This window comes from Bacillus sp. FSL K6-2841, from assembly GCF_037976435.1.
Taxonomy (GTDB): Bacteria; Bacillota; Bacilli; order Bacillales; family Bacillaceae; genus Bacillus; species Bacillus pumilus.
Window position 1 is genome coordinate 845,280 of sequence record NZ_CP150266.1, and the last position, 22,670, is coordinate 867,949.

20 protein-coding genes are annotated in these 22,670 nt (G+C 39.1%); 16 read left to right on the top strand and 4 right to left on the bottom strand.

All coding sequences use genetic code 11. The features are described from left to right. Positions 1-15: 15 nt before the first annotated feature. The 11 genes from MHH68_RS04020 (at position 16) to MHH68_RS04070 (ending at position 10,700) form a co-directional block, all read left to right on the top strand. Positions 16-441 (top strand): DUF6508 domain-containing protein, encoded by a 426-nt coding sequence (locus MHH68_RS04020; RefSeq protein ID WP_339165252.1) that lies wholly within the window; start codon positions 16-18, stop codon positions 439-441. Then, complete coding sequence (locus tag MHH68_RS04025; RefSeq protein WP_339165254.1) at positions 431-943, top strand: hypothetical protein; 513 nt, start codon at positions 431-433, stop codon at positions 941-943. Before MHH68_RS04020 ends, MHH68_RS04025 begins: the two co-directional genes overlap by 11 nt. A gap of 139 nt (positions 944-1,082) precedes the next feature. After that, on the top strand, positions 1,083-1,910 hold the full coding sequence (locus tag MHH68_RS04030; RefSeq protein ID WP_339165256.1) for a MerR family transcriptional regulator: 828 nt from the start codon (positions 1,083-1,085) through the stop codon (positions 1,908-1,910). Between the two features lie 26 nt (positions 1,911-1,936). Continuing rightward, the gene (locus MHH68_RS04035; protein WP_180309382.1) at positions 1,937-3,124 is read left to right on the top strand and encodes an MFS transporter; all 1,188 of its coding nucleotides are present in this window, start codon (positions 1,937-1,939) and stop codon (positions 3,122-3,124) included. Between the two features lie 136 nt (positions 3,125-3,260). Beyond that, complete coding sequence (locus MHH68_RS04040; protein ID WP_339165259.1) at positions 3,261-4,091, top strand: DNA alkylation repair protein; 831 nt, start codon at positions 3,261-3,263, stop codon at positions 4,089-4,091. 244 nt (positions 4,092-4,335) lie between these two features. After that, on the top strand, positions 4,336-5,520 hold the full coding sequence (locus MHH68_RS04045; RefSeq protein WP_339165261.1) for a DUF1835 domain-containing protein: 1,185 nt from the start codon (positions 4,336-4,338) through the stop codon (positions 5,518-5,520). Positions 5,521-6,130: 610 nt separating this feature from the next. After that, positions 6,131-8,062 carry a threonine--tRNA ligase gene (gene thrS, locus MHH68_RS04050; RefSeq protein WP_339165263.1) on the top strand — a complete coding sequence of 644 codons (1,932 nt, stop codon included), beginning with the start codon at positions 6,131-6,133 and terminating at the stop codon, positions 8,060-8,062. 164 nt (positions 8,063-8,226) lie between these two features. Next, a complete protein-coding gene (locus tag MHH68_RS04055; protein WP_169057357.1) occupies positions 8,227-8,793 on the top strand; it encodes a hypothetical protein in 567 nt (188 codons plus the stop codon). A gap of 26 nt (positions 8,794-8,819) precedes the next feature. Next, positions 8,820-9,320, top strand: coding sequence for a hypothetical protein (locus tag MHH68_RS04060; RefSeq protein ID WP_339165266.1), 501 nt, complete (start codon positions 8,820-8,822; stop codon positions 9,318-9,320). Next, positions 9,290-10,105: a hypothetical protein gene (locus MHH68_RS04065; RefSeq protein ID WP_339165267.1), complete on the top strand. Its 816-nt coding sequence runs from the start codon at positions 9,290-9,292 to the stop codon at positions 10,103-10,105. The genes MHH68_RS04060 and MHH68_RS04065 overlap by 31 nt, the downstream gene beginning before the upstream one ends. 313 nt (positions 10,106-10,418) lie before the next feature. Continuing rightward, positions 10,419-10,700, top strand: coding sequence for a hypothetical protein (locus tag MHH68_RS04070; RefSeq protein ID WP_003217864.1), 282 nt, complete (start codon positions 10,419-10,421; stop codon positions 10,698-10,700). Positions 10,701-10,754: 54 nt separating this feature from the next. Here the strand turns inward: MHH68_RS04070 and MHH68_RS04075 are convergent, their stop codons facing one another. Next, positions 10,755-12,263: a helix-turn-helix domain-containing protein gene (locus MHH68_RS04075; protein WP_339165269.1), complete on the bottom strand. Its 1,509-nt coding sequence runs from the start codon at positions 12,261-12,263 to the stop codon at positions 10,755-10,757. Positions 12,264-12,973: 710 nt separating this feature from the next. On the opposite strand from MHH68_RS04075, the gene MHH68_RS04080 reads away from it, so the two are divergent. Genes MHH68_RS04080 through MHH68_RS04090 form a run of 3 tightly spaced genes read left to right on the top strand, consistent with a single transcriptional unit; the run spans position 12,974 to position 20,063 of the window. Next, complete coding sequence (locus MHH68_RS04080) at positions 12,974-19,120, top strand: SpaA isopeptide-forming pilin-related protein (protein ID WP_339165271.1); 6,147 nt, start codon at positions 12,974-12,976, stop codon at positions 19,118-19,120. A gap of 21 nt (positions 19,121-19,141) precedes the next feature. Beyond that, the gene (locus MHH68_RS04085; protein ID WP_058015751.1) at positions 19,142-19,744 is read left to right on the top strand and encodes a class D sortase; all 603 of its coding nucleotides are present in this window, start codon (positions 19,142-19,144) and stop codon (positions 19,742-19,744) included. Then, a complete protein-coding gene (locus MHH68_RS04090; RefSeq protein ID WP_058015752.1) occupies positions 19,737-20,063 on the top strand; it encodes a hypothetical protein in 327 nt (108 codons plus the stop codon). The genes MHH68_RS04085 and MHH68_RS04090 overlap by 8 nt, the downstream gene beginning before the upstream one ends. 52 nt (positions 20,064-20,115) lie before the next feature. On the opposite strand, the gene MHH68_RS04095 is transcribed toward MHH68_RS04090, so the two are convergent. The 3 genes from MHH68_RS04095 to MHH68_RS04105 all read right to left on the bottom strand — a co-directional run bounded on the left by MHH68_RS04095 (position 20,116) and on the right by MHH68_RS04105 (position 21,434). Next, complete coding sequence (locus tag MHH68_RS04095; protein ID WP_034665057.1) at positions 20,116-20,430, bottom strand: multidrug efflux SMR transporter; 315 nt, start codon at positions 20,428-20,430, stop codon at positions 20,116-20,118. Next, complete coding sequence (locus tag MHH68_RS04100; RefSeq protein WP_017358819.1) at positions 20,431-20,775, bottom strand: SMR family transporter; 345 nt, start codon at positions 20,773-20,775, stop codon at positions 20,431-20,433. It lies immediately after the preceding gene. An 80-nt stretch (positions 20,776-20,855) separates the two neighbouring features. After that, entirely contained in the window at positions 20,856-21,434 is a 579-nt protein-coding gene (locus tag MHH68_RS04105; protein WP_144463097.1) for a TetR family transcriptional regulator, read from the bottom strand. A 173-nt stretch (positions 21,435-21,607) separates the two neighbouring features. On the opposite strand from MHH68_RS04105, the gene MHH68_RS04110 reads away from it, so the two are divergent. Together MHH68_RS04110 and MHH68_RS04115 are read left to right on the top strand one after the other, a co-directional pair. Beyond that, on the top strand, positions 21,608-22,156 hold the full coding sequence (locus tag MHH68_RS04110; RefSeq protein ID WP_339165273.1) for a VanZ family protein: 549 nt from the start codon (positions 21,608-21,610) through the stop codon (positions 22,154-22,156). Beyond that, on the top strand, positions 22,153-22,617 hold the full coding sequence (locus tag MHH68_RS04115; RefSeq protein WP_268497979.1) for a DUF6884 domain-containing protein: 465 nt from the start codon (positions 22,153-22,155) through the stop codon (positions 22,615-22,617). The genes MHH68_RS04110 and MHH68_RS04115 overlap by 4 nt, the downstream gene beginning before the upstream one ends. The last annotated feature ends 53 nt before the right edge of the window (positions 22,618-22,670 follow it).

Here is a 22,670-nt window from a genome sequence, read left to right on the forward strand (position 1 = left end):
TAGAGGAGAATGAGAATGGGCCAATTCGATATTCTAACAAAATACTTACCGATGCTTCAGGAAGATCCTATTGGGGAATGGGTCATCGATCAAGAAAATGATGGTACAGTTGAACATCCGATTCAGATGCCCTTTGTGAATTATTCCGAAACGGTCCGTCACTTGATTACAGATATTTATACCTTTGCAGAACAACATGAAGAGATGGAGCTTATCCGCTACAGAGAAATCCTGAAAGAAAATGGGATTGAATCGGGACTGAACGATATGGAGAACGTGGACATCTCAAATTTAAATGCGCAGTGCGTGCTTGCTCTTATGATGGAGGTTGTGAGAGCCGAACGATTTAGCGAGGGTGTCATCCTCAATTTCTTTAAAAGCGGAGCTATTGTAAAGTGTCTGGAAAGATTGGATTGTTTGGATTCATCAAATGAAAAGTGAAATACATGCAGCCAACACTTTTCGTTCTATGAAAATAGAAGAAATTGATTCCATTTTATTAAATGATCTTGATGCAATAATAATGGAAAAAGAAGATGAACGTATAAAATTCATTTTACAAGATCCCTATTGTCCTGATAAACATCATATTCACAGGGTGTATGTCATTTATAAGAAGTCTATACTCAATTTACTTGAAGGTAGGGTTCGCTCTATTCATAGTCATGAATTCATGACTGCTAAGAAAAAGGATCGAACGATTTCTATAGAAGATATAGAATATGTATTAGAGATGGCTACAGTTGTAGTTCTTGCAAGTGAAAATAATGGAATATTGACGAATTATTTTTATAGTGGAGTTGGAGAAAGGTTAGATTGTATTTTTAATCTATGCTTAGGTTATTCTTCAGATTTACAGAAAAAAGAGAACAAAGTAAGTTTGCAACAGTTTATGAATGATATAAAGATTGTGGAAGAGATGGGCTTGTTAGAAAAATTTTAGAATAATGAGCAAAACCTAGATGTTAGAGACATCTAGGTTTTTTCGCGCTTTTGAAAAATTTATTCAACTTCATGTTGACCTTCCCCTTAACTGAAAGGTTTATACTTTGATCAGATCAACAAAACGGAGGAGATGCAGGATGTTTAAGATCGGCGATTTTTCTATGTTAAGTAAAGTGCCTGTTAAAACATTAAGATATTATGACCAAATTGATTTATTAAAGCCAAAGCAGATTGATCAAGATTCGGGATACCGTTATTATTCAGCTGAGCAGCTGCTTGAGGTCAATCGAATTTTTCTGTACAAGGAATTAGGCTTTACGTTAAAGCAAATGGCTCAGCTTCTTCGTGAAGATATCTCAGTAGAGCAGATTCAGGGCATGTTTCTGCTGAAAGAAAGTGAGATTCAGCAATTGATCGAGAGAGAACAACAGAAATTAGCGCGTATTAAGGAACGGATGCACCTCATTCAACGAGAGGGATGTGTTGAAAAAGAACAGGAGGTCATCATCAAATCTGTGGAAAGCAAACGCATCATGTCTTTTCAATCTAACGGAACGGTTGAGGAGATTCCCTCATTCTTTCAAACGTTTCATCATTTATTACTTAAACATCAACAAGAATCGATCTCGGGACCACAAGTAGTGCTATGGAGGGAATCATTCGAAAAGGAAAGTGAGTTCGAATTTGAGGTAGGGTATTCCGTCAAAGCGTTAAAAGGCACTCTTCCTCAAGGAATCACGATACGTACGTTACCTGCTGAAGAGACTATGGCGACACTATTATTTCATTCCCATTCTCCATCTGCACAAACAGCTTGTATTGACCTAGCGACATGGATCGAAAATAATGGATACCGCGTGAAAGAAGACCAGCCGGGCCGAGAGATTTATTACCCGCTGTCTGAAAATGAAGAAGGCAGACTCATTGAAATTCAAATTCCGATTATAAATGAAAACAAATCGTAAACATTGCCCAAAGGAGAAACGTCACGATGAAGAATAAAACCGTTGTTTATTTACTTGCATTAGCAGCCTTTTTAATTGGAACGATTGAATATATCATTACAGGCATTATCCAAATGGTCGCAGATGATTTACATGTCACGACGTCTGCTGCTGGATTATTGGTCACGTCTTTAGCGCTCTCAGCAGCCATTGGCGCACCGATTGTCATTGCACTGACCATCAATATAGACCGCAAAAAAATACTGTCATGGATGCTGATGATTTTTATTTTAAGTAATGTCATCACAAGTGTCAGCCATTCGTTTGAAATGGTGATGATGACAAGGATTTTACAAGGAATCAGTGGGGGGACGGCTATTGTAGTGGCAATGGCTGTTGCGACTCGTCTTGTAGAACGTGAAAAAAGAGGAACAGCTATTGGCATCATTTTAATGGGATTAAGCAGCTCCTTGGTTTTAGGCGTTCCAATTGGGACATTTCTAAGCAGTATAATCGGATGGAAAGCATTATTCGCAGCCATTGGATTGATCACGCTTATTCCGCTGATTGTTGTGTACAGGCGAATCCCCTCTATGAAAGAACAAGAACCGGTGACGCTTCGTATGCAGTTATCGATTTTAAAAGATAAGCGGATATTACTCGCGGTGGCAGTGACGCTATTTTATGTAGGTGGATATTCCACGTTATTTACCTATTTAACGCCCTTCCTGCAAGCATCAGCAAACCTGAGCATCACAGAAATCAGTGGCATTTTGTTACTAGCGGGAATATGCAGCTTTTTGGGCTCCAGTCTTGGAGGGGTAGCAGCAGATAAAAAAGGCCCAATATTCACGATTTTCACAGGAATCATTTTGCAAATCATCATGCTCATACTGCTAGCATTCGTCACAGGGAATCTCGTGGTTATGGTGGCTGTCATCATGATATGGATGATCGCTACATGGAGCACATCACCAGCTCAGCAGCTATATCTTGTCACACTTGTACCAAAATCTCCAGATATCGCGTTAAGTGTCAATACATCATTTATTCAATTCGGATTTGCCTTAGGCTCTGGTGTAGGAGGGTTTGTGCTAAGCGAAACATCTATATTAAACCTAAGCTGGATAAGTGCTGGCACGGTTTTTCTCGCTTTACTTATGACCATTCTAATGGTAGCGTTTGGCCGATTTTCTCAGCGTAAGAGTTTGAAGGTGATCGAGCAAGGAAGCTAACTGACATCCAATGTTGTATGGAAGGAACTACTTATTTGGGGTAGTTCCTTTTTGATTTGAAGAATGCACCAGTGAAGTTGTTTATTTGCTACAATAGGTGTCAATATCCAAGCCGTAGACAAGGAGAGAATACAGAATGCCAATAAGTGAGGAAATGATCAATCGAAAAGGCGCTCGAAAAGGGACTGATATCCCCCATGAAGTTTTGAACCTTTTGAATCAGGGAGAGATCGAAAGTGTGAATTTAACTGAATGGCTGGCTGTCAATCATATGACGCTCATACAGCATGTTTTGCCGTCCGTTGGTTTAGACTATCGTTTAGGGGAAGTATCATCTGAGATCGCTAAACAAAAAGCTGAATCAGGAATGAAAGCCATTCGGCTCATTGGTCAATTGTTAGATGACGTGCTGCGTGAAGAGAATGAAGAAAAACAAGCGAAAGTGCTGCAGGCATTTGCTCACCACGTATCTGATAGCGTTCGATGCTGGGCTGCTTATATGAACAAACAGAGTTTATCAACAATGGAAGAGAAACTGGCGTACATTCAACCATTTGCAGCCGATTATCATTTTGGTGTTCGAGAAATTGCGTGGATGTCAGTGAGAGAAAGTCTAAGTCTTCAGCTTGATCAAAGTATAGAGCATTTAACAGAATGGGCAAAAAGCGAGGATGAAAACATTCGCCGGTTCTCTGTAGAGTCGATCCGTCCAAGAGGGGTATGGACAAAGCATATTGAGTTATTAAAACAAGAGCCAGAGAGGGCACTGCCTATTCTAAATTTACTCAAATCCGATCCATCCACATATGTTCAAGATTCTGTAGGAAACTGGCTCAATGACGCGAGTAAAACACAACCAAATTGGGTAACGAACCTGTGCGATCAGTGGTCAAAGGATTCCGACACAAAAGCAACTAGCAGAATTGTGAAGAAAGCCAAGAGAACGATTGTGAAGGGGAATTTGTGAATAAGAACATGAACTGAATGAAGAGGATTTCTATCAATCAATCAATCATTCAGAGAGAAAGTCTCAAAGCGAGCTCAGCAAACATATAGCCCCATTTCGTGGGATATAGTCTCTTCAATTCTGCATTCTATATATCTTATCTTCTCATTGTCGTACTTTTGAATGAAATTGACTCAATAGAATTGACGCAAGAACCATGAATAGGTGAAGATGAAATAAACTGTAAGATAGAGGGAGACGAATAATGATACATATCGTATTTGGGGCAGCGGCTGCTGGTAGTTTAAAACAAGCATTCTGCGAAATGAAGCAAGAGCAAGTAAATGATATGATCGTTTTTCATGACATTTATTCGATTGGCCCCCTTCTGAAATTACAAGAACATGAGGGACAGGAGAAGCGTATAGAGTGGCTTCGTAACGTGATGTCAAATGAATTTGGCCATTTTGATGACGTGGTCATCGATCAGCATAGAATGCTTCAGCAAATAAAAGATATCAAAGATGGTACGCATATCCTCATCTGGACAGGCAATAATGCCCATGAGCAAATTGGTTTGCGATATGCCATCTACTTATTAAAAGAGAAAAACATTGAATTGTCTCTCATCAATACAACGACTGCGTTTGACAAGTTGTTCAATACAAATACAAGACGAATGGATATTCGACATGCAGGGGAAATCACATCTGAAAAATTGAAGGTTTTGTACAGAAGTAAAGAGCATATTCACGCAGTGTCAAAAGAAGAAAGAGAGAAATTACAAAACGAATGGCTATTATTTGCTAAAGAACACCATACCCTGAGAGTATGGCAAAAAGGACAAACGATCAGCGTACCAGAGGATGAATTTGATGCTTATTTAGTGAAAATGGCAAAGCGGCTTCATCAGTCCCATCCAGAAGAGGAGTACATCGTAACCCCACGATTAATAGGAGAAGTGATCGGTCATTTAGAACAGTATATCGGCGATGATTTTATTGAGTATCGACTTAAGACATTAATTGATCAAGGGATTTTTGACATGATAGGGAGCCGAACTTCCATGCATTATTACTCGTTTAAACTGACAGAGTTCGGTCAGCACTTCAAAAAATGGGTGTGCTGTCGAGAATTTGTGGAGCATCCTTTCGTGAAAATTGAAGGAGATTACGGTGGTGAACCTTTTCATTGTGGGCATTGTCAATGTCATTTAGAAAGAGACGATGTACCAGTAAGCGATACACTTTTCTCGAAGATCTGGAATTGGAACATACAGTATGGCCGCTGGTTTGACGAAGAGACAGATGATTTGGTGCTAAATGGTGCAGACATGGAAAAGAAATTCAATCAAGAAGGAGAGCGCATCACTGAAGAAGTGAAACGAGCCTTATTCCCTGCGTTTCAAATTGAATACAGTCCAAGTAAATACACCCAGCATATCATTTAAAGAATGAATTTCGGTAGCACTGCAAAAAATAATGCTTTACATGATCCATCACCTTCATGTAAGATATGGAGAAATTAAAAGCGAAGAAAAGGACATGAGCCATTTTTACTGGTTACCAGAGAGGGAAGTCACGCTGAAATCTTCCTAGCGCAGAAAAATGTCTTACCACCTTTGAGCTGTATTGGGGAAATCATAGTATCCAATATCGTCTACGCCACGTTACGGCACCAGAGCCATAAAGCGAATACGCGTTATGGGAATTTGGGTGGAACCACGGATTACACATTCGTCCCTTTATGAGGGATGGGTGTGTTTTTTTGTTCTCTCAACTATGATCATTGCTTTGAAAAGGACATGAGCCACTTTTATCGGTTACCAGAGAGGGAAGTCACGCTGAAATCTTCCTAACGCAGAAAAGTTGTCTTACCACCTTTGAGCTGTATTGGGGAAAATTGAAGTATCCAATACCGACTATGCCACGTTACGGCACCAGAGCCATAAAGCGAATATGCGTTATGGGAATTTGGGTGGAACCACGGATTACACATTCGTCCCTTTATGAGGGATGAGTGTGTTTTTTTTATATCAAAAAATGAAAGGTGTGTCAGTCATGAGAGAAAAAATGGTGAAGATTCAATTTCCAGATGGAAAGATAAAGGAGTTCTCTGCAGGTACGACTGTCGCAGATGTTGCCTCCTATATTAGCCCAAGCTTAAGGAAGAAAGCAGTGGCAGGAAAGATCAATGAACAAATGGTCGATGTCAGTCATCAGCTGGATTGTGATGCTCGGCTGTCTATTGTCACACTCGATTCAAAAGAAGGGCTTGAAGTGCTGCGCCATACATCTGCACACGTATTAGCCCAAGCTGTGAAAAGGTTATACGACAATGTCACACTTGGAATCGGACCTGTTATCGAAAATGGATTTTACTATGATATGAAGCTCAATCAAACATTAAGTGTAGAGGATTTGGCTGCAATTGAAAAAGAGATGGAAAATATCATAAACGAGAATCTTCTCATCCAAAGAAAGGAGGTCTCTTACAAAGAAGCTGAATCGTTGTTTGCACATGATCCATATAAGCTGGATATCTTAAAACGACTCCCCTCAGAAGAGGCCATCACAGTGTATCAGCAGGGTGAATTTATCGACTTATGCCGCGGTCCTCATTTACCTTCTACTGGGTTCGTAAAGTCATTTAAGCTAACACGTGTTGCAGGGGCTTATTGGCGGGGGGATAGTCATCAAGATGTATTGCAGCGAGTGTATGGTGTAGCGTTTCAACATCCAAAACAACTAGCTGAGTATCTTCATTTCATGGAAGAAGCAAACAAACGTGATCACCGAAAATTAGGGAAACAATTATCTCTGTTCATGTTTTCAGAAGAAGCGCCAGGTATGCCGTTTTACTTACCAAAAGGGCAGCTTGTGAGAAATGAATTAATGGCCTTTTCAAGAGAAGTTCGAAGCAAAGCGCAATATGAAGAAGTGAGCACACCGTTTATGATGAACCAAGAGCTATGGGAAAAGTCAGGTCACTGGGATCATTATCATGAAAATATGTATTTTTCCGAAGTAGATCATACAAGCTTTGCTTTAAAACCGATGAATTGTCCAGGGCATATGCTTATGTTTAAAAACAGCTTATATTCATACAGAGATCTTCCAATCAGGATGGCTGAATTTGGTCAGGTGCATCGTCATGAATTTAGCGGCGCATTAAATGGATTGTTCAGGGTCAGGACATTTTGCCAAGATGATGCCCATATTTTTTTACGAGAAGATCAAATTGAAGCTGAAATCAAACGGATTTTCCAATTAGTTGATCATGTGTATCGGACATTTGGTTTTGAGTACTCTGTGGAACTATCCACTCGTCCAGAAAAAGCATTAGGGGATGATGCCATTTGGGATATTTCAGAATCAGCGCTAAAGAATGTGCTTGATCGGCTAAAGGTCGATTATCAGCTAAATGAAGGAGATGGGGCATTTTATGGACCGAAGATCGATTTTCATATTAAAGACGCCTTGCAGCGGAGCCACCAGTGCGCCACAATCCAGCTGGATTTTCAAATGCCTGAGAAATTTGATTTAACATATATCAATGAAAAGAATGAAAAGGTACGGCCAGTTGTCATTCACAGTGCCATTTTCGGTTCTCTTGATCGTTTCCTTGGTATTCTCATCGAGCATTATGCAGGCGTCTTCCCATTATGGCTGGCACCAGTGCAAGTACAAATCATCCCTGTCTCAAAGGTTCACCTCGACCACTGCCTTGAGGTGCAGCAGCAATTAAGAAAGATTGGAATCAGAGTCACAATCGATGAACGGGATGAAAAACTCGGCTATAAAATGAGAGAAGCACAAATGCAAAAAATCCCTTATATCGCTGTCATTGGCGATACAGAAATGCAAGAAAAAACACTGAATATCAGACAGCATGGAGAAAAGACATCTAAACAGCTGTCTATTGATGACTTTAAACACATGGCGGCTCAACAAATAAAAGATAGAACAGTTGCTCAAGAATTGATGTACTAATTTCAAAAGAAGGATAAGACGTTCATTGAATGATGGGCGTCTTTCATTTGCGAAAAAAGCCGAATTGATAATAGAAAAGGAAAATATTGAAACATTTTTTCGGTAGAATCGTAATAAAGATAGAGCGTTCAACAGAAACATTTAGACGGGGAGGAGTTTATGACATGGAACAAGCTGCACTGAAAAAGATGAGGACAAAACAAATAGCTGTCTCTAATTTATTTGTCGGACTTATGATTATCGTTTTTTTTATGACAATTGAAATTTTAAAAATACAACTCACACATTTCCTTTTTTGTTTAGGAATTTTCATGCTTCTCCAAGGCATTTTAGGTTTTATCAAAAAAGATACAACAAAGTCTTTCATACCTATTTTAGAGCAGGTGGCTATTTATGAAAAAGAGAAATTAGGGAAAGAGTGGGAAAAAGAAAAACGGTTAGATCATGTTTGGAAAGTCATATTGAGTGTCATTATGTTTATTCAATCATTCACTTTTCAAAATGTGGATAATACATTCAGTGACGTCAATCCTGCATTGATCATTTTCTTGTTTTTGATGGTTCTAGCCATTTTAAATATAAGCATGCTTTTTCGTTTTAGAAAAATTGACCGATCGACTGTAGGTGAATTAACAGGCTACACAAAAGAGTCAAACATAATGGCAATAGCTTTAGGATTTTTTATGGCCATCATCATCTTCATCTTTATCGTCATTTTTGTTCTTCCATAAAATATAACCATTTTGAGGTGAAACCATTGAATGCAAACACAAACATTCAACAACTAATAGAACAGACAAAGGCGAAATTTGGCTTAGATCTTTATGATCTGAAAAGACACAGCTTTTATCGTTACGTCAACATGTTCAATGAAACGATTTATACATTGAATATGGAATGGTTCCCCTCTCATGAAGCTGAACCTGAGGACGACGATGTCAATCCAGACGGCACTGCTGTCATTGAAGTGAATTTGAATACAGGACAGATCGAATCAGTTATTTTTGTCATGGACAAAACCTATGCACAGCATGGTGTCACGTTTAAGAGACCTTATCCGGCTCATGTCATTCAATGGATCGAACAAGAAACAGGGTTGATCTATGGAGAGCATTTTTATATGCATCAGAAGGAAAAAGGGGAACTTTCTTTCGAAGAAGCAATAGATGGTGTGAAAGTAACACCTTCAGGCAGAATCGAAGTGAAATGGGATAACATGGACAGCTCATGTACTTTACACACCACGGTCCATTTTTAGCCAAAACATTACTGAAAGCTGAGAAATATGCGCTTTCCCTTGATAAGCTGGAGAATTTAGCCGAGCAGCAAGTGCAGCTGTTTCAATGGCCTTCCTTCGAGCATAATCGAATCCGATCTATTTATGCGTTAGAAGAAATTTATGTAAAAAACGATGGAACAGGCACGATTCCGTTTGAAATTGGACGTGAAGTAACGCATTGTTTACATGTGAATAAGGTCATTGAATGGAATGAACCGTTAAACAATACCTTTGAAAAAAAAGAGATAGACATTCATGAGAATATTTCAGTTGAACAAGCTTTCTCATTGGAACCGTCACCAGATTCCTTCCCGATATCAAAAGAAGAGCAAGCCGAGTGTATCAAAGCAGTCCGAACCTTCTTGGCGCAAAAATATCCAAAGGATTCAGGGAAGTGGGTTCTGAAAACACTCCATCGTGATCATGGATACATCCATGCAATATTAAAAACGAACGGGCAAGAAGGCAGTGGGTTTATGGACAAGATCAAGGTCTTCATTGACGCCAGCTCGTTTGAAGCCGTTCATTACATAGATAAAAAGGAAATGTTTCAAGTGTGCGGGATACTGAGCCCCTCTCAAGCGGCAAGTGAAATTTCTGTAACTCAGAAAGAAGCCTTTGAAAAATTGAGAGAACGTCTTGAACTTACACCTATCTACGTCTATGACGAAGCGCAAAAACAATATGTTCTGTGCGGAAAGCTTGATTGCCATGATGGTGTTGATGCAGAGAGCGGCGAAGTGTTTTCTTTGAAAGAACAGTGAGGAGCTGTTCTTTTTTGTCTCAATGCACCAATTTTTTGAAGAAATTTGGAATTTTGTAGCAGGAAGTTGTCGTTTCATCACGAAAGAAACAGATAAGAATATGATCATAGGTCCATCGGTTGGAATATAGTAGACGTCATACATATGAAAACCTCATGACAGTAAAGTTGATCTACATTGCTTTTTGAAGAAAAATGAAATCATGTCTCTAGTAGTATACAACATTTGATGGACTGGCATCATAGGATGACTTTAAACATGTTTGTTTTAGGTAAGCTTGAAGCCATGATAGAAGAAAGTGAGGATATCTACCTTGAGTACATTGGAAGTGTTTCGTCAGTTTTTGGTTGACCATTATCCTGCGTTACAAGATGAACTTTGGCTAAAAGATGTTGATACCCTTCGAATCTCTCCTATTCTTCATCCTTTTCTGAAAAGCAAGCTGCCAGAGGGGATCGAAAAATTCACTTGTGTCCTATTCACGCAGCAGACCGATCAAACCGCTGCACCGCTCAAAGTATACCTATTATTAGATGAATATGAGCAATCACTTTATGCCATTGATTTGATGAATGAACAAATCGTGCTTCATTAATACAGAAGCAAAAAGCTGCTTGAGAGCTCCTCAGCAGCTTATTTTTGATATACATTAGTCGATCATATCAACCAATCTTCGGTGCAAGTTGTCCAATTCTTTCTTTGTTGGAAAAGAGCTGATCAGAAGCGTAGACCGCCCGAATTGAACCGGAAGCTCAGTATCAGTCACAATCATATCAATCCCAAGTTGATCCATCGTAACATCATTTAATGTATTCTCTGGACTTGTGAAAATGTGAATGAGAGGAGGCACGCTTAATTTAATTAAATCAGCAATAAACAAGCTATGATAATAGCCTAATGTTGAAATAACAAAGATGTTCAGCGCGTTTCTCCGTTCCATCTCCAAATGAACAAGTCCTCTCCATGAAGACGTAATGATACGAATCAATTCCCGTTCATTTTTCACAAAAGAACCGAGGATATCGTCTGTTTTTAACTCTTGGATGATATGAGTAATCCTCGAATAGAAGTAAGGAAACTGTTTTTTCACCTCTGATAAATAGCTCGATTTCTTTTTGAAAAGGAACCCATCTCTCACGGTAATTTCATTGGAATACACATAATATTGGAGAAGAACGAGTGTCATCACCTTGCGATTCGCTATTTCTTGATGAAAAATCGACTCCAATTGGTTGATAAATGAATGAATGGCATCATAGAGTCGTGGTGTATGTGACTGAAAGAACGTCAATTTTTCTTCGACAGTTTCAATTGATTTAAAGTGACCAATAGCTGGTTCGATCAATAGCAAAAAGACAAATTCATGATGATCCAGCGTCACATCAAATACGTCTTTGGTCATTCGGCAAATATGCTCTTCCCATGTTTTGATTTGATTATAGATCCCTTTGGCTACAGAATTTTGTTTTTCCTCTTTCATTGAGTACGTATATTTACGGCTTATTGTGAAATTTTTCCTCATTCGGTGAATGGAGACGGCAAACCACAGGCAGTATTTATCTATCGCCACATCTGGCACATTGACTTCAAGCACCTGAAATAGCTCCTGTAATAAATCAACTGCGTCTTGCTTTTGAATATCATCGAATGGCCAAAGCCGGCTTCCATACACTTCAAACAAAAATTCAACAAAGAATTGACGAATCTCCTTCTCATTTCCATGGAACTGCATACTATCTGGGCGTAACTCAATGTCATAAGAGATAAGAATGGAATTGATTTTATGAATGGTGTTATACAATGTGGATCTACTGATATTAAGCGTGTCCATCCATTCATAGAAAGACCTGTTTTGTTCGAAAAAAATGCCGTCAATCAATCGAATTTCAATCGTATCTTTTAAAATTTCTTTGATATAGTAGTCGACTCGTATCGTCTGTGTATAACAAATGGATATGCCTTGTCTTGGCTTTATGTGGATTAACGGCTCTCCGTTCTCTGTTTGGAACGATTTCATTTGTTCTAAATCGCTTTGAATGGCACGAACCGAACCGATATGTTCATTCGATATCTCTTGAAGGCTCCACCACTTATTTTTGGATACAAGCAGTTTTAAAATGTTTATCCATCTCTTTGATTTATTATCAATGAGCTCCATCAAACAACTAACTCCTTTCCTTGGATTGCCTCTATATTATGAAGTTCACTTAAAGAACATTTGATTCTCAAAATAGGCATGAAATGATTGTAATGTTTAGGCTAAATCGTTTTGTCTTCACTTTTCATGATAAAAGAGAAAAAAATTAGACGAAAACAAATGTTAAGCGTTGATTCTCCATATTTTTCTTTTAAAAGGTGATAAATGAGCCATGAATCCTATAAAAATGGATCATTTTAGATATTTTGTTTATTTTTTTGCTGTTGAAACGGTAAATGTAAGAATAAAACGCAGCAGCTTTTTGATTACCATATGAAAGGGAGTAGAAAGGAATGCGATCTACATGATGCTGAACTGTCTCACCATACATACCATATGATACATGCTTGTTTCATATGAACGAACCATATGTGAATACATGCTTATATATGCATGTACACATTATTTATTGTTCATTCCAGTATAAATAGAAAAATTCACATTTATTCTTTTCACGATCCCTCTCACTATTCCCCATTTCTATAGACCCCTATCCAGATACTATATCCACTACTCATGATTCCCTTTCAAGTTCATGATTGATCAACTCATTTTATTCATAGGGTCTTAAGGAGCTATTTTAAAAAAATATTTGATCAGAAGCGGAGTGATTTATCAGATAGTATCCAAATTGTTTTTTTATTGTTGTTGAAAATTAATTTTAGAAAAGGGTGTATGTATTGAAAAAAATATTGTCATTGGCTCTCATCACCGTGTTAGTCATACAGTCAAGTATATTGGGAATATTGCCTTTAGCAGGAGCACAGGCCAAAGAAATTCAAGAAAATATTTTTGGGGAAATTGAGTTTGCTGACAGCGAAGGAAACAAGTTATCAAACAAGGAAGATCAGCAAGTCAGAAAGGCCATTGTTCATTGGTCGATAAAAGGAATTGATCTAAAAAAGCAATTTCCGTATGTTCTCTCACTTCCTGCAGGCATACAGGTAGAAAAGGAGCAGAAGGAACTAATTACTGTGGGTGACATATCTGTTGGCGAGTATACCGTTTCAAAACAAAATGAAGTGACGGTCATATTGAAAGAGGATGTTGAGCTTGATCCAAATTTAGAAGGATCAATAGACATCGATGTCACTAGTATAGCTGAGCAAAAAGAGAAAACAAAGCAAAATGAGGGTGAAGAAAGCCTTCCAAAAGAGGACTCAACCTCATCTGAAAAAGAAGATAAGAATCAAGAAGCCGCTCAAACGAAACAAAGCGATGAAGAGGAATTACTAAAAAACAAAGTGAACGTATCTAAGCGTGTAGGGCTGCAAAGTGTTTCAAAACAATTGCAAATACAAGAAAATCTTCTCACTGATGCAAAATTAATTTTTGAAGATCAGGAAGGAAATTCAGTTGATAAGCCTGACATCAACTCGCTTATTTCCATTAACTATGAGTGGGCGATCCCAAATGGTCATAGCTATAATGGCGGGGATGAATTCCATTTCAAGGTTCCAGAGGAATTAGTGATTTATGAAAAAATCGATCGTCTTGAGATGAAATTTAATCAGGCAACCATTGGTTATTTTTCTGTAGATGAGAGCGGAAATGCCTCCATCGAATTCACGGATTTTATTAAACAATATTCAAATATCCATGGAACACTTCAAGTGTGGACGCAATTAGATCAAAAAACAGTCATTACTGAAGAAAAAGAAGTGGTCATTACCCCGATTGAAGGCAAAGATACGATATCGATCCCGATTCAATACATTCCAAATGGTCCAAACGTCTCGAAAAAGGGAGAACCAAATCGATCTTACAATGCTGAAACCATTCAATGGACAGTCGATTTTAATATGGACTTAGACGATGTGAAACAAGCGAAATTGTTAGATCCGATTCAAGAAGGTCAAGCGTTAAAGAAAGATTCAATCAAGCTTTATCGTGTTGATACAAAGCTAAATGGTGAAACATCACTTGGTCAGCTGCTTGACGAAAATCACTACACAATCGGCCAAACAGCAGATGGTCAAGATTTCACGATTGAATTTAAAGATGACGTGCATCTAGCCTACCGTTTAATGTATGAAACGGACATTACGAATCAAGATCAGTCTGCGTTTCGTAATAAAGCGTCCCTTGTCTCTGCTGATAAAGTGATTAGTTCAGCAGAAGGAACAGTGAATGTGACAAGAGGCAGTCCTTTAAATAAAAAAGCCGCCCACTACGACCCAGTCACACAAACAATTACGTGGGAAATTCGTTATAACTATAACGAAAAAAAGATTGCTGAAAAGGATGCTTTGTTAGAAGACTTCTTTAATGGCACACAGGCGCTGATTTCTGATTCATTTCAAGTCAAGGAAGTCACAATTGATCAGGATGGTAAAGAATCAGGAACAAAAGCGTTTGGAAATTATGTGGTTCAACCTCAAAAAAAGGATGAACAAAACGGGTTTACCTTGCAATTCAATCAAGATATTCAATCGGCTTATCTCATCACATATCAAACAAAAGCAACCGAGCGGATTTTCGAAGCTGAAGAGATTATCAATACTGTAACAGCTGGTAAAGAGAGCAAACAAGGAAAGCAAAGAATTGATCAGCAAATCCTGACGAAAAATCATGGAACACCGAATTACAAGAACAAGACCATTCCATGGCGTATCGTCTTCAACAAAGATCAACAAACCATGAACAACCTGATATTAAAAGATACGTTTACAAACGAAGGATTGACGCTGCAAAAAGATAGTTTAAAAGTGACGACAGGTAATACAGTGCTTGAGGAAGGCACAGATTATCAAATCGTTGAACATGCAAATGGTTTTGATATTCAATTTATGAAAGAAATCAAGACAGAACATACCGTCACATATACAACGTCTTTTGATTATGAAAAAAGAGCAGATAAAGATCAAAAGAACCTGCAAAATCATGTAAAGCTTGAATGGATAAATGAAGATGGCAAGGATTTGACGAAGGAAAATCAATCTGTCTTCACGCCTGACACATACACGCAGTCAAATGGGTTCAAGAACGGAACATATGATGCAAAGAAAAAAGAGATCACATGGAATATCGGTGTGAACTATAACTTGAAACATTTAGAAGAGGCGAAAATCGAGGATTTCATTCAAGGAAATCAGCGTTTGCTTAAAGATTCAATCATCGTCTACTCGCTTGATTTACAAGGCGGGGAAAATGGGGCGGAAGAAAAAGAGGTATTAGCGAAAGAACATTATGACATCAAATTCCTTGAAAATGAAAAGGGAGAATCAGGCTTCGAAGTCACTTTCAAACATGCCATTGATTCCCCATACAAAATCACGTATCAAACAAGTGTTGAAGGAATGGATTTAGTACAGAAAACCTATGAAAATAAAGCGACCCTGTATGATGGAAAGACGAAAGAATCAGACGTGAATGCTGAGGTATCCATTCCAAATGGAGGGAAATACACAAGCAAATCAGGAAATCAGCAAGGAAAAGTCATTGATTGGAAACTGAATATCAACTTTGGTCAATCAACAGTCCAAGATGCGACGATTATAGACCATCCGAGCAGTAACCAAGCCATAATAGAAAACTCATTTCATCTGTATTCGACGACAATAGATGAAAAGGGGCAAGTGACCAAAAAGGAAGAGCTGGAAAAAGGGAAGGATTATGAGCTAGACCTTGAATTCGATCCAGATTCTTTTCAAATCAAATTTAAAGAAGAAATCACGAGACCATATATTTTAGAATACCAATCTCTCATTTTAGATAAGGTGGGAAGTACACTACAAAACGAAGTAACGTTTAGAGGTGAAAATGTAAAAGAAATTAAAAAGGAATCCGAAGCCTCAATTGTGGTCAAACGTACCGCTGGCATGGGAGATGGCACAGGAGCGATTGGCGCTTTAACCATTAAAAAAGTAGATGCGAGTAGTGGAAAAGTGCTAAAAGGAGCAAGCTTTTCTCTGACAGATGCGGCGAGCGGTATCGTCATTGGAACAAAGACAACAGATGAAGAAGGAGCTCTTCGATTTGATCGTCTTCTGTATGGTGACTATATCGTGACAGAAGAGAAAGCACCCGATGGTTATATTAAGACAAAAGAACCAATCAATGTCACGATTGATCAGCCTTATGAATCAGGAGATCAAGCGAAAACAGGAAATAGCATGACGGTGCAGAACCAAGAAATCCGCCAGCATGTCAAGCTCACGAAAAAAGACAAAGAGACAGGTGCTGCATTAGAGAATGCAGAATTTGAACTAAAAAATGAATCTGGGGATACCGTTCAAACCCATTTGAAAACGGACGAAAAAGGAGAAATTCTTTTCAAACATCTTGACCCAGGTTCCTATTATTTTGTGGAGACAAACGCACCGAAAGGCTATCAATTAAATCAGCAAAAATGGCCGTTCACCATTAAAGAAAATCAAACAGAAACAACGATTGTCACTGCAGTAAATGACATCATCAAAGGCTCTGCTGAATTGAGCAAAATAGGTGAAGGCGGAGAGAGACTAGAAGGTGCACAGTTCAAGCTCTTAGATCAAGATGGGCATGAGCTAAATGGTTCGCTCGTCACAGGAGAAAATGGCAAGATCACGATAAGCGAACTAAGACCGGGTACGTATCAGCTCATTGAAACAAAAGCACCCGATGGTTATGTATTAGATGAAACACCAATCACATTTGAAGTACCACTCGATCCAACAGAACCAGTCATCATTTCACAAAAGAACCTATATGAAACAAGTGCACTAGAAGTGATGAAAGAAGGGGAAGATGGCAAGAAGCTTCAAGGTGTTCGATTTGAAATCACGGATCAAAATGACGAAGTTGTACGTAAAGATTTGACAACAGATGAAGATGGGAAGCTTTTGGTCAATAACCTCAAACCGGGAAAATATCAGCTTGTAGAGACAGAGAGTATTGATGGTTATCAAAAGAAAAACAAACCTTATCCGTTTACCATCGAAATCGCACAAAAAACACCGGCAGAGATCAAAGTGATCAATGATCTCAAAACTGGAGCTGTCCAGCTCACGAAGCTTGGTGAAAAGAATGAAGCGCTTGAAGGAGCAGAATTCAAGCTTGTAGATGCAAATGGAAAAGAGATAAAAACAGGTCTTGTCACTGATCAGAACGGGGAAATCATCGTCAACGATCTTAAACCAGGAACCTATCAGTTTGTTGAAACGAAGGCTCCATTCGGTCATGAGCTTGACGAAACACCTGTCACTTTTGCTATCCCATTTAACCCTGAGAAGCTAGTCAGTGTGACAAAAGAAAATAGCCGCACTACAGGCGGAGTGCTGTTACACAAAAAAGGCGAAGATGGAAAATCATTAGAAGGGGTTGTCTTTGATCTATCTGATGCCAAAGGAAAAATAGTGGCAGGAGGAGAAGGAATCTCAACCAATCAGGATGGAAAGATTACCTTCACAGGTCTAAAACCAGGAACCTATCAATTTGTTGAAAGAAAGAGTCTTGAAGGCTATGAATTGAGTGCGACACCACTTGTCTTTGAAGTTGAATTAGGTCAAAAAGAATTGATTCAAGTGGAGGCCATCAATCAGCTCAAGAAAGGTTCTGTAGAACTAACAAAAATAGGGGAAGAAAAAGAAAGATTGAAAGGCGCAGAATTTACACTTTTCAATGACGATGGTAAAGAATTGATGTCAGGTTTAACAACCAACGAAAAAGGCATCATCACTGTCAACGATTTGAAACCAGGCGCTTACCAATTGGTTGAAACGAAGGCTCCTTTTGGACATCAACTTGATGCAGAACCAGTAGACTTCAAGATTGATTTCAATCCAAATCAACTGGTGAAAGTGACAAAAGAAAATATTCGGACGACAAGTGCTGTGAAACTTGAGAAAAAAGGGGAGGATGGTCAGTTGCTCGCTGGCGTGACCTTTGAACTGATTGATGCGCACGGTCAGCGTGTGAAGAAAGACTTAAAGACAGACAAAAACGGTCAACTGACAGTCGATCAACTGAAGCCAGGAACCTACCAATTTGTCGAAACAGCAAGCATTGCCGGCTATGAATTGGATCAGACACCTGTCTCATTTACGATTCGATTAGGTCAAGACAAACCAGCAAAAGTAGAAATGATCAACAAACTGACGCCGGGAGCAGTGGAACTGACCAAAGTGGATGATGAGGGACATACGCTCGAACATGCAGAGTTTGCTCTTCTGAGTAAAGAAGGGAAAACGTTGAAGAAATCACTTGTAACCGACCAAAAAGGAAAGCTTCATATCAACGATCTAAAACCGGGAGAATATCAATTCGTTGAAACGAAAGCACCTCATGGCTATCAATTGGATCATAAGCCGATCCTGTTTACAATTGAAAAAAATCAGCAGAAGCCACTTCAATTAACAGCAAAGAATCATTTGATCTTAGGAAGTCTGCGTATCATAAAGGTAGATTCGCAGACAGATAGAACCTTAAAAGGTGCAGCCTTTGACATTCGTACAAAAGCTGGAAAAACGATAAAATCTGTGACAACAGGAAAAGACGGAGAAGCCATTGTCAAAGGGCTTAAACCTGGTGAATATACACTCACAGAGACGAAAGCTCCAAATGGTTATGTAGCTTTAAAAAAACCACTCGCTTTTACAATTCAAATGGGCGAAGTGGAGATCAAGACAATGATTGTGAAAAATGCTCCAATGAAGAATGAAGAGGACCACACGAATCCTCCAGCCTCAGATAAAGGGGATCAACATCCGCCCCATGACTCAAACGGTGAGCTGCCAAAGACTGGAGAAGAATGGCTGCGTTATATGATGTATGCAGGGATTTTACTAGTAGTATCTGGAGCTGTTCTCCTTGTTCTTAGAAGAAGAACCATTCAGTAAAAGGAAGGAACGAGTGTATTAATGAAAAAAAGAACCTTATTAGGCAGCTTTTTGGTGGTCGCGGGACTAATGCTCATCTCCGTTCCTTTTATATATGAGTGGCGAACTTCTCAAGAGACAGCGGCAATGGAACAGGCATTAAAGATGATAGAAGAAAATGACAGTGATGCCCTTTCTTCTATTCCACATCTCACTGTGTCAGAAGAAGACCTTCGAGATGTAATGGAGCTAGAGATCCCGTCAATTGATTTAAACGAAAAAGTGCTTCCTGTTACATCAAAAGAAAATTTAGGTATTGCACTGACTCAGATCAAATCTCATCAAATGCCAGGTGAAGGGAATTTCACGATTGCAGGCCATAGAGGGTATAGAGGTGATCGGCTTTTCAGGCAGCTGCCTGAGGTGCCGAAAGGAGAAAAAGTTGTCTTACATCATCAAGCGAAAACATACGAATATAAAATTGTCAGCTCAGCTACAATTGAACCGACGGATGTTGATGTATTAAAGGATCGCGGGAAAAATGAACTGACATTGATCACTTGTACTCTTGATGGCCAGAAACGATTTGTCTTAAAAGGAATACGAATCAATGCTTCAAAAAGTGAGCAGCCGTCGGATGTATAACACCAACATAATAGATGATGGGTACGATGGAAAAGCAACGCTCACAACCGACATGTTACACCAATTGTTATCAGAGCATTATCCAACTTTAAAAAACGAATGTTGGGATGTTGATGTAGATACAATCCGGACTTCGCCTATTCTTCACCCTATATTAAAAAGAAAGCTTCCAATTGGTATCGAAAAATTCACCTGTGTTTTGTTCACGCAGCAAACAGTAGCTTTTGGCGAACCTTTGATTGTGTACTTTTTATTAGATGAAAAAGGCGAAATGATTTACGCAATGGGTATCTTGCTCGAGCAGCAAGATATCCATTAAACGAGAAATAAAAAAGGAAGGGACTTTGATCCCTTCCTTTTTTGTGATTTAATTACGCAAATAACTTCAGCCCAACGACGCCAATCACAATCAGCAGCAAGCTGAGGATACGAATCATGTTTTTCGGCTCTTTAAATAGAATCATATTAAACAAGACAGAGCCCGCTGTTCCAAGTCCAATCCAGACTGTATAGGCAACGGATACTTGAACGGAAGAGAACGAGGCGTATAAAAACAAAAAGGATAAGGCAAATCCGCCAACAAATAAAATGCCTGTCGTGATTTGCTTTTTCTTACTGAACATATTGAGACCAATGGTTCCGCCAATTTCAAAGGCAGAGGCTAACAGCACAAAAAACCAGCCCATTTATACCGCTTCTCCTTTCTGCTCATGTGCATCTCCATCAGACACTTTCAGTCCAATAATGCCGAGAATTAAAATACCCATAAATAAGAGTTTTTCTAATGAAAACGAACCGCCAAACAGCGCATAATCCATCAAAGACGTACCAATCGTTCCAACTCCGGCAAACACGGCGTACACGGTGCCTGTCGGCAGCTTCTCGCAGGCTTTCATTAAAAAATAAAAATCAACCGGGATCAGGCAGATAATGATCGCCCACTCCCACACAGCATCAGCTTTATTTAAACCAAATACCCAAAGTAATTCGAATAAACAAGTGAGTGCGACATACATCCAGCTTTTTTTCATCGTATTTCCTCCTAAAACTAAAAACTGACGATTCGTCATTTTGAAACCAAAAAAGAGCGTACAGCAAGTGCTGTACTAAGTTAAGGTGTCTCTATGCCAAGTGCGTAAAGGAGAAATTGCTTTACCTCTCGCTTTTGAATCAGAACCTCTTCTGTATCTGTTTCTGTAAATAAGTACATTTGCTCAGCAGACGATTCCAGTAAACCGATAATGAATTTGGCTGCATATTGACAGTTCAAATTCGCACGGACCTTATTGTCCTGCTTTGCTTTTTCTAAAAAAGCAGCGACCCATTTGTAAATCGGCTCATAAATATCTTCCCATTCCTTTAAATGCTCCGTGGCAGCTAAACCTGAGTAGGTCAGAGCAAGGACGTCACGGTATTGTCTTGTAAAAGAGAAGATGAATTCAACAAGCGCATCTGCTTGATCGAGGACATCTGCATGCTGAGTTAATTCCTTTTCGATCGCAGGCACCATCTGTGCGATAAGATGTTCTGCGATAGCAGGCATGACGGAAAGCTTTGAAGGAAAATATAAATAAAACGTTCCTTGCGCTACTCCTGCTGCTTTCACAATATCCGAAATGGTCGTCTTTTCGATTCCTTTTTCTTTAAACGCGCCAATGGCAGCAAGCATAATCTTTTCTCGTTTCGACACATCATCACCGACCTTAAATGACTGAATGTCAGTCAGTTTAGCGGAAAAATGACGATTTGTCAATATGGGTTTCTCGTCATTGAATAGGAGAATAAGTGATGAATAGATGCAGGCAAGCCTGAATAAGCTGTAAATATGGTCAAGCATCATGTGAGAAAGGGGCAGCTCTCCGTATGACATTCAGTGCGATGTTTTCCATTGCTTATTTTCTCTTGCTCGTCCCGCTCTATCTACATATGAGATACAGACAGGCGAAAAAGCACAAACGATTTATCTATTTACGAACAGAAATCGTTCTTGCCTTTCTGTTTATGTATACGAATGTTTTATTGTATTTGACGGTCTTTCCTAATCGTTTTTCCGCACCAAGGGATCAGGTGAGTGTCAACCTCATGCCTTTGCAGTCCATTTATCAAAATCTCCATGCCTATCATCACGGCTATCCCAATCTTGTTTTTTTAAATTTGGCAGGGAACATTTTGTTATTTGTGCCACTTGGTTTTTTTCTCTATCAAGCATTCCGAACCTTGCGCTGGCAAAAGGCGATTCTTGCTGGCTTTTTCTTGTCAACAATGATTGAAGTGCTTCAATGGATATTCTCGCAATCTGGTATGATTACAAGAAGCAGCGATATTGATGATATTCTCTTAAATACACTTGGCACAGCGCTAGGTTGTATGTTGTATCGGATGTATCAACGAAGGAAGGAGAAAATCAAGTGAAGCGAGTTTGTATCATTCCATGTGGGGCGAAGAAAATGTGGGACGTCCATCCAGAGGCAGGGAGCCAGCCGGCGAACCTCGTTTATTTAAGTCCGCTGCATCAACGTACGAAAAGCTATGCCCAAACATTCTTTTCAGACTACCTAATCATTTCAGCGAAGCATGGATTCTTAAAGGTAGATGATATTATTCATGAAAATTATGATGTGGCTTTTGGTACACCGCATACTGATCAGATAACAAGAGAAGCACTAAGTCAGCAATTTCATGAAAAATATCTCACTGCATATGATGAATTAGTGATACTAGGTGGAAAGAAATATCGAAAGGTGATCGATCCTTTATTACTTCCTCATCAGAAAGCGATTTATCCGCTAGCTCCATATAAGGGAATTGGCTATATGCTTCAGGCGTTAAAGCAAGCCGTTGAGACAAAAGTAGAACTTCCGCCGCATATTTAACGTATTCACATCTACCGGTAAGCAGGGTTTTGATCATTAAAAAGAGAATGAAT

Coding starts and splice junctions, on each gene's coding strand:
- MHH68_RS04020 (WP_339165252.1), top strand. CDS start 16: ATGGGCCAATTCGATATTCTAACAAAATACTTACCGATGCTTCAGGAA.
- MHH68_RS04025 (WP_339165254.1), top strand. CDS start 431: ATGAAAAGTGAAATACATGCAGCCAACACTTTTCGTTCTATGAAAATA.
- MHH68_RS04030 (WP_339165256.1), top strand. CDS start 1,083: ATGTTTAAGATCGGCGATTTTTCTATGTTAAGTAAAGTGCCTGTTAAA.
- MHH68_RS04035 (WP_180309382.1), top strand. CDS start 1,937: ATGAAGAATAAAACCGTTGTTTATTTACTTGCATTAGCAGCCTTTTTA.
- MHH68_RS04040 (WP_339165259.1), top strand. CDS start 3,261: ATGCCAATAAGTGAGGAAATGATCAATCGAAAAGGCGCTCGAAAAGGG.
- MHH68_RS04045 (WP_339165261.1), top strand. CDS start 4,336: ATGATACATATCGTATTTGGGGCAGCGGCTGCTGGTAGTTTAAAACAA.
- thrS (WP_339165263.1), top strand. CDS start 6,131: ATGAGAGAAAAAATGGTGAAGATTCAATTTCCAGATGGAAAGATAAAG.
- MHH68_RS04055 (WP_169057357.1), top strand. CDS start 8,227: ATGGAACAAGCTGCACTGAAAAAGATGAGGACAAAACAAATAGCTGTC.
- MHH68_RS04065 (WP_339165267.1), top strand. CDS start 9,290: ATGTACTTTACACACCACGGTCCATTTTTAGCCAAAACATTACTGAAA.
- MHH68_RS04075 (WP_339165269.1), bottom strand. CDS start 12,263: ATGGAGCTCATTGATAATAAATCAAAGAGATGGATAAACATTTTAAAA.
- MHH68_RS04085 (WP_058015751.1), top strand. CDS start 19,142: ATGAAAAAAAGAACCTTATTAGGCAGCTTTTTGGTGGTCGCGGGACTA.
- MHH68_RS04090 (WP_058015752.1), top strand. CDS start 19,737: ATGTATAACACCAACATAATAGATGATGGGTACGATGGAAAAGCAACG.
- MHH68_RS04095 (WP_034665057.1), bottom strand. CDS start 20,430: ATGGGCTGGTTTTTTGTGCTGTTAGCCTCTGCCTTTGAAATTGGCGGA.
- MHH68_RS04100 (WP_017358819.1), bottom strand. CDS start 20,775: ATGAAAAAAAGCTGGATGTATGTCGCACTCACTTGTTTATTCGAATTA.
- MHH68_RS04110 (WP_339165273.1), top strand. CDS start 21,608: ATGACATTCAGTGCGATGTTTTCCATTGCTTATTTTCTCTTGCTCGTC.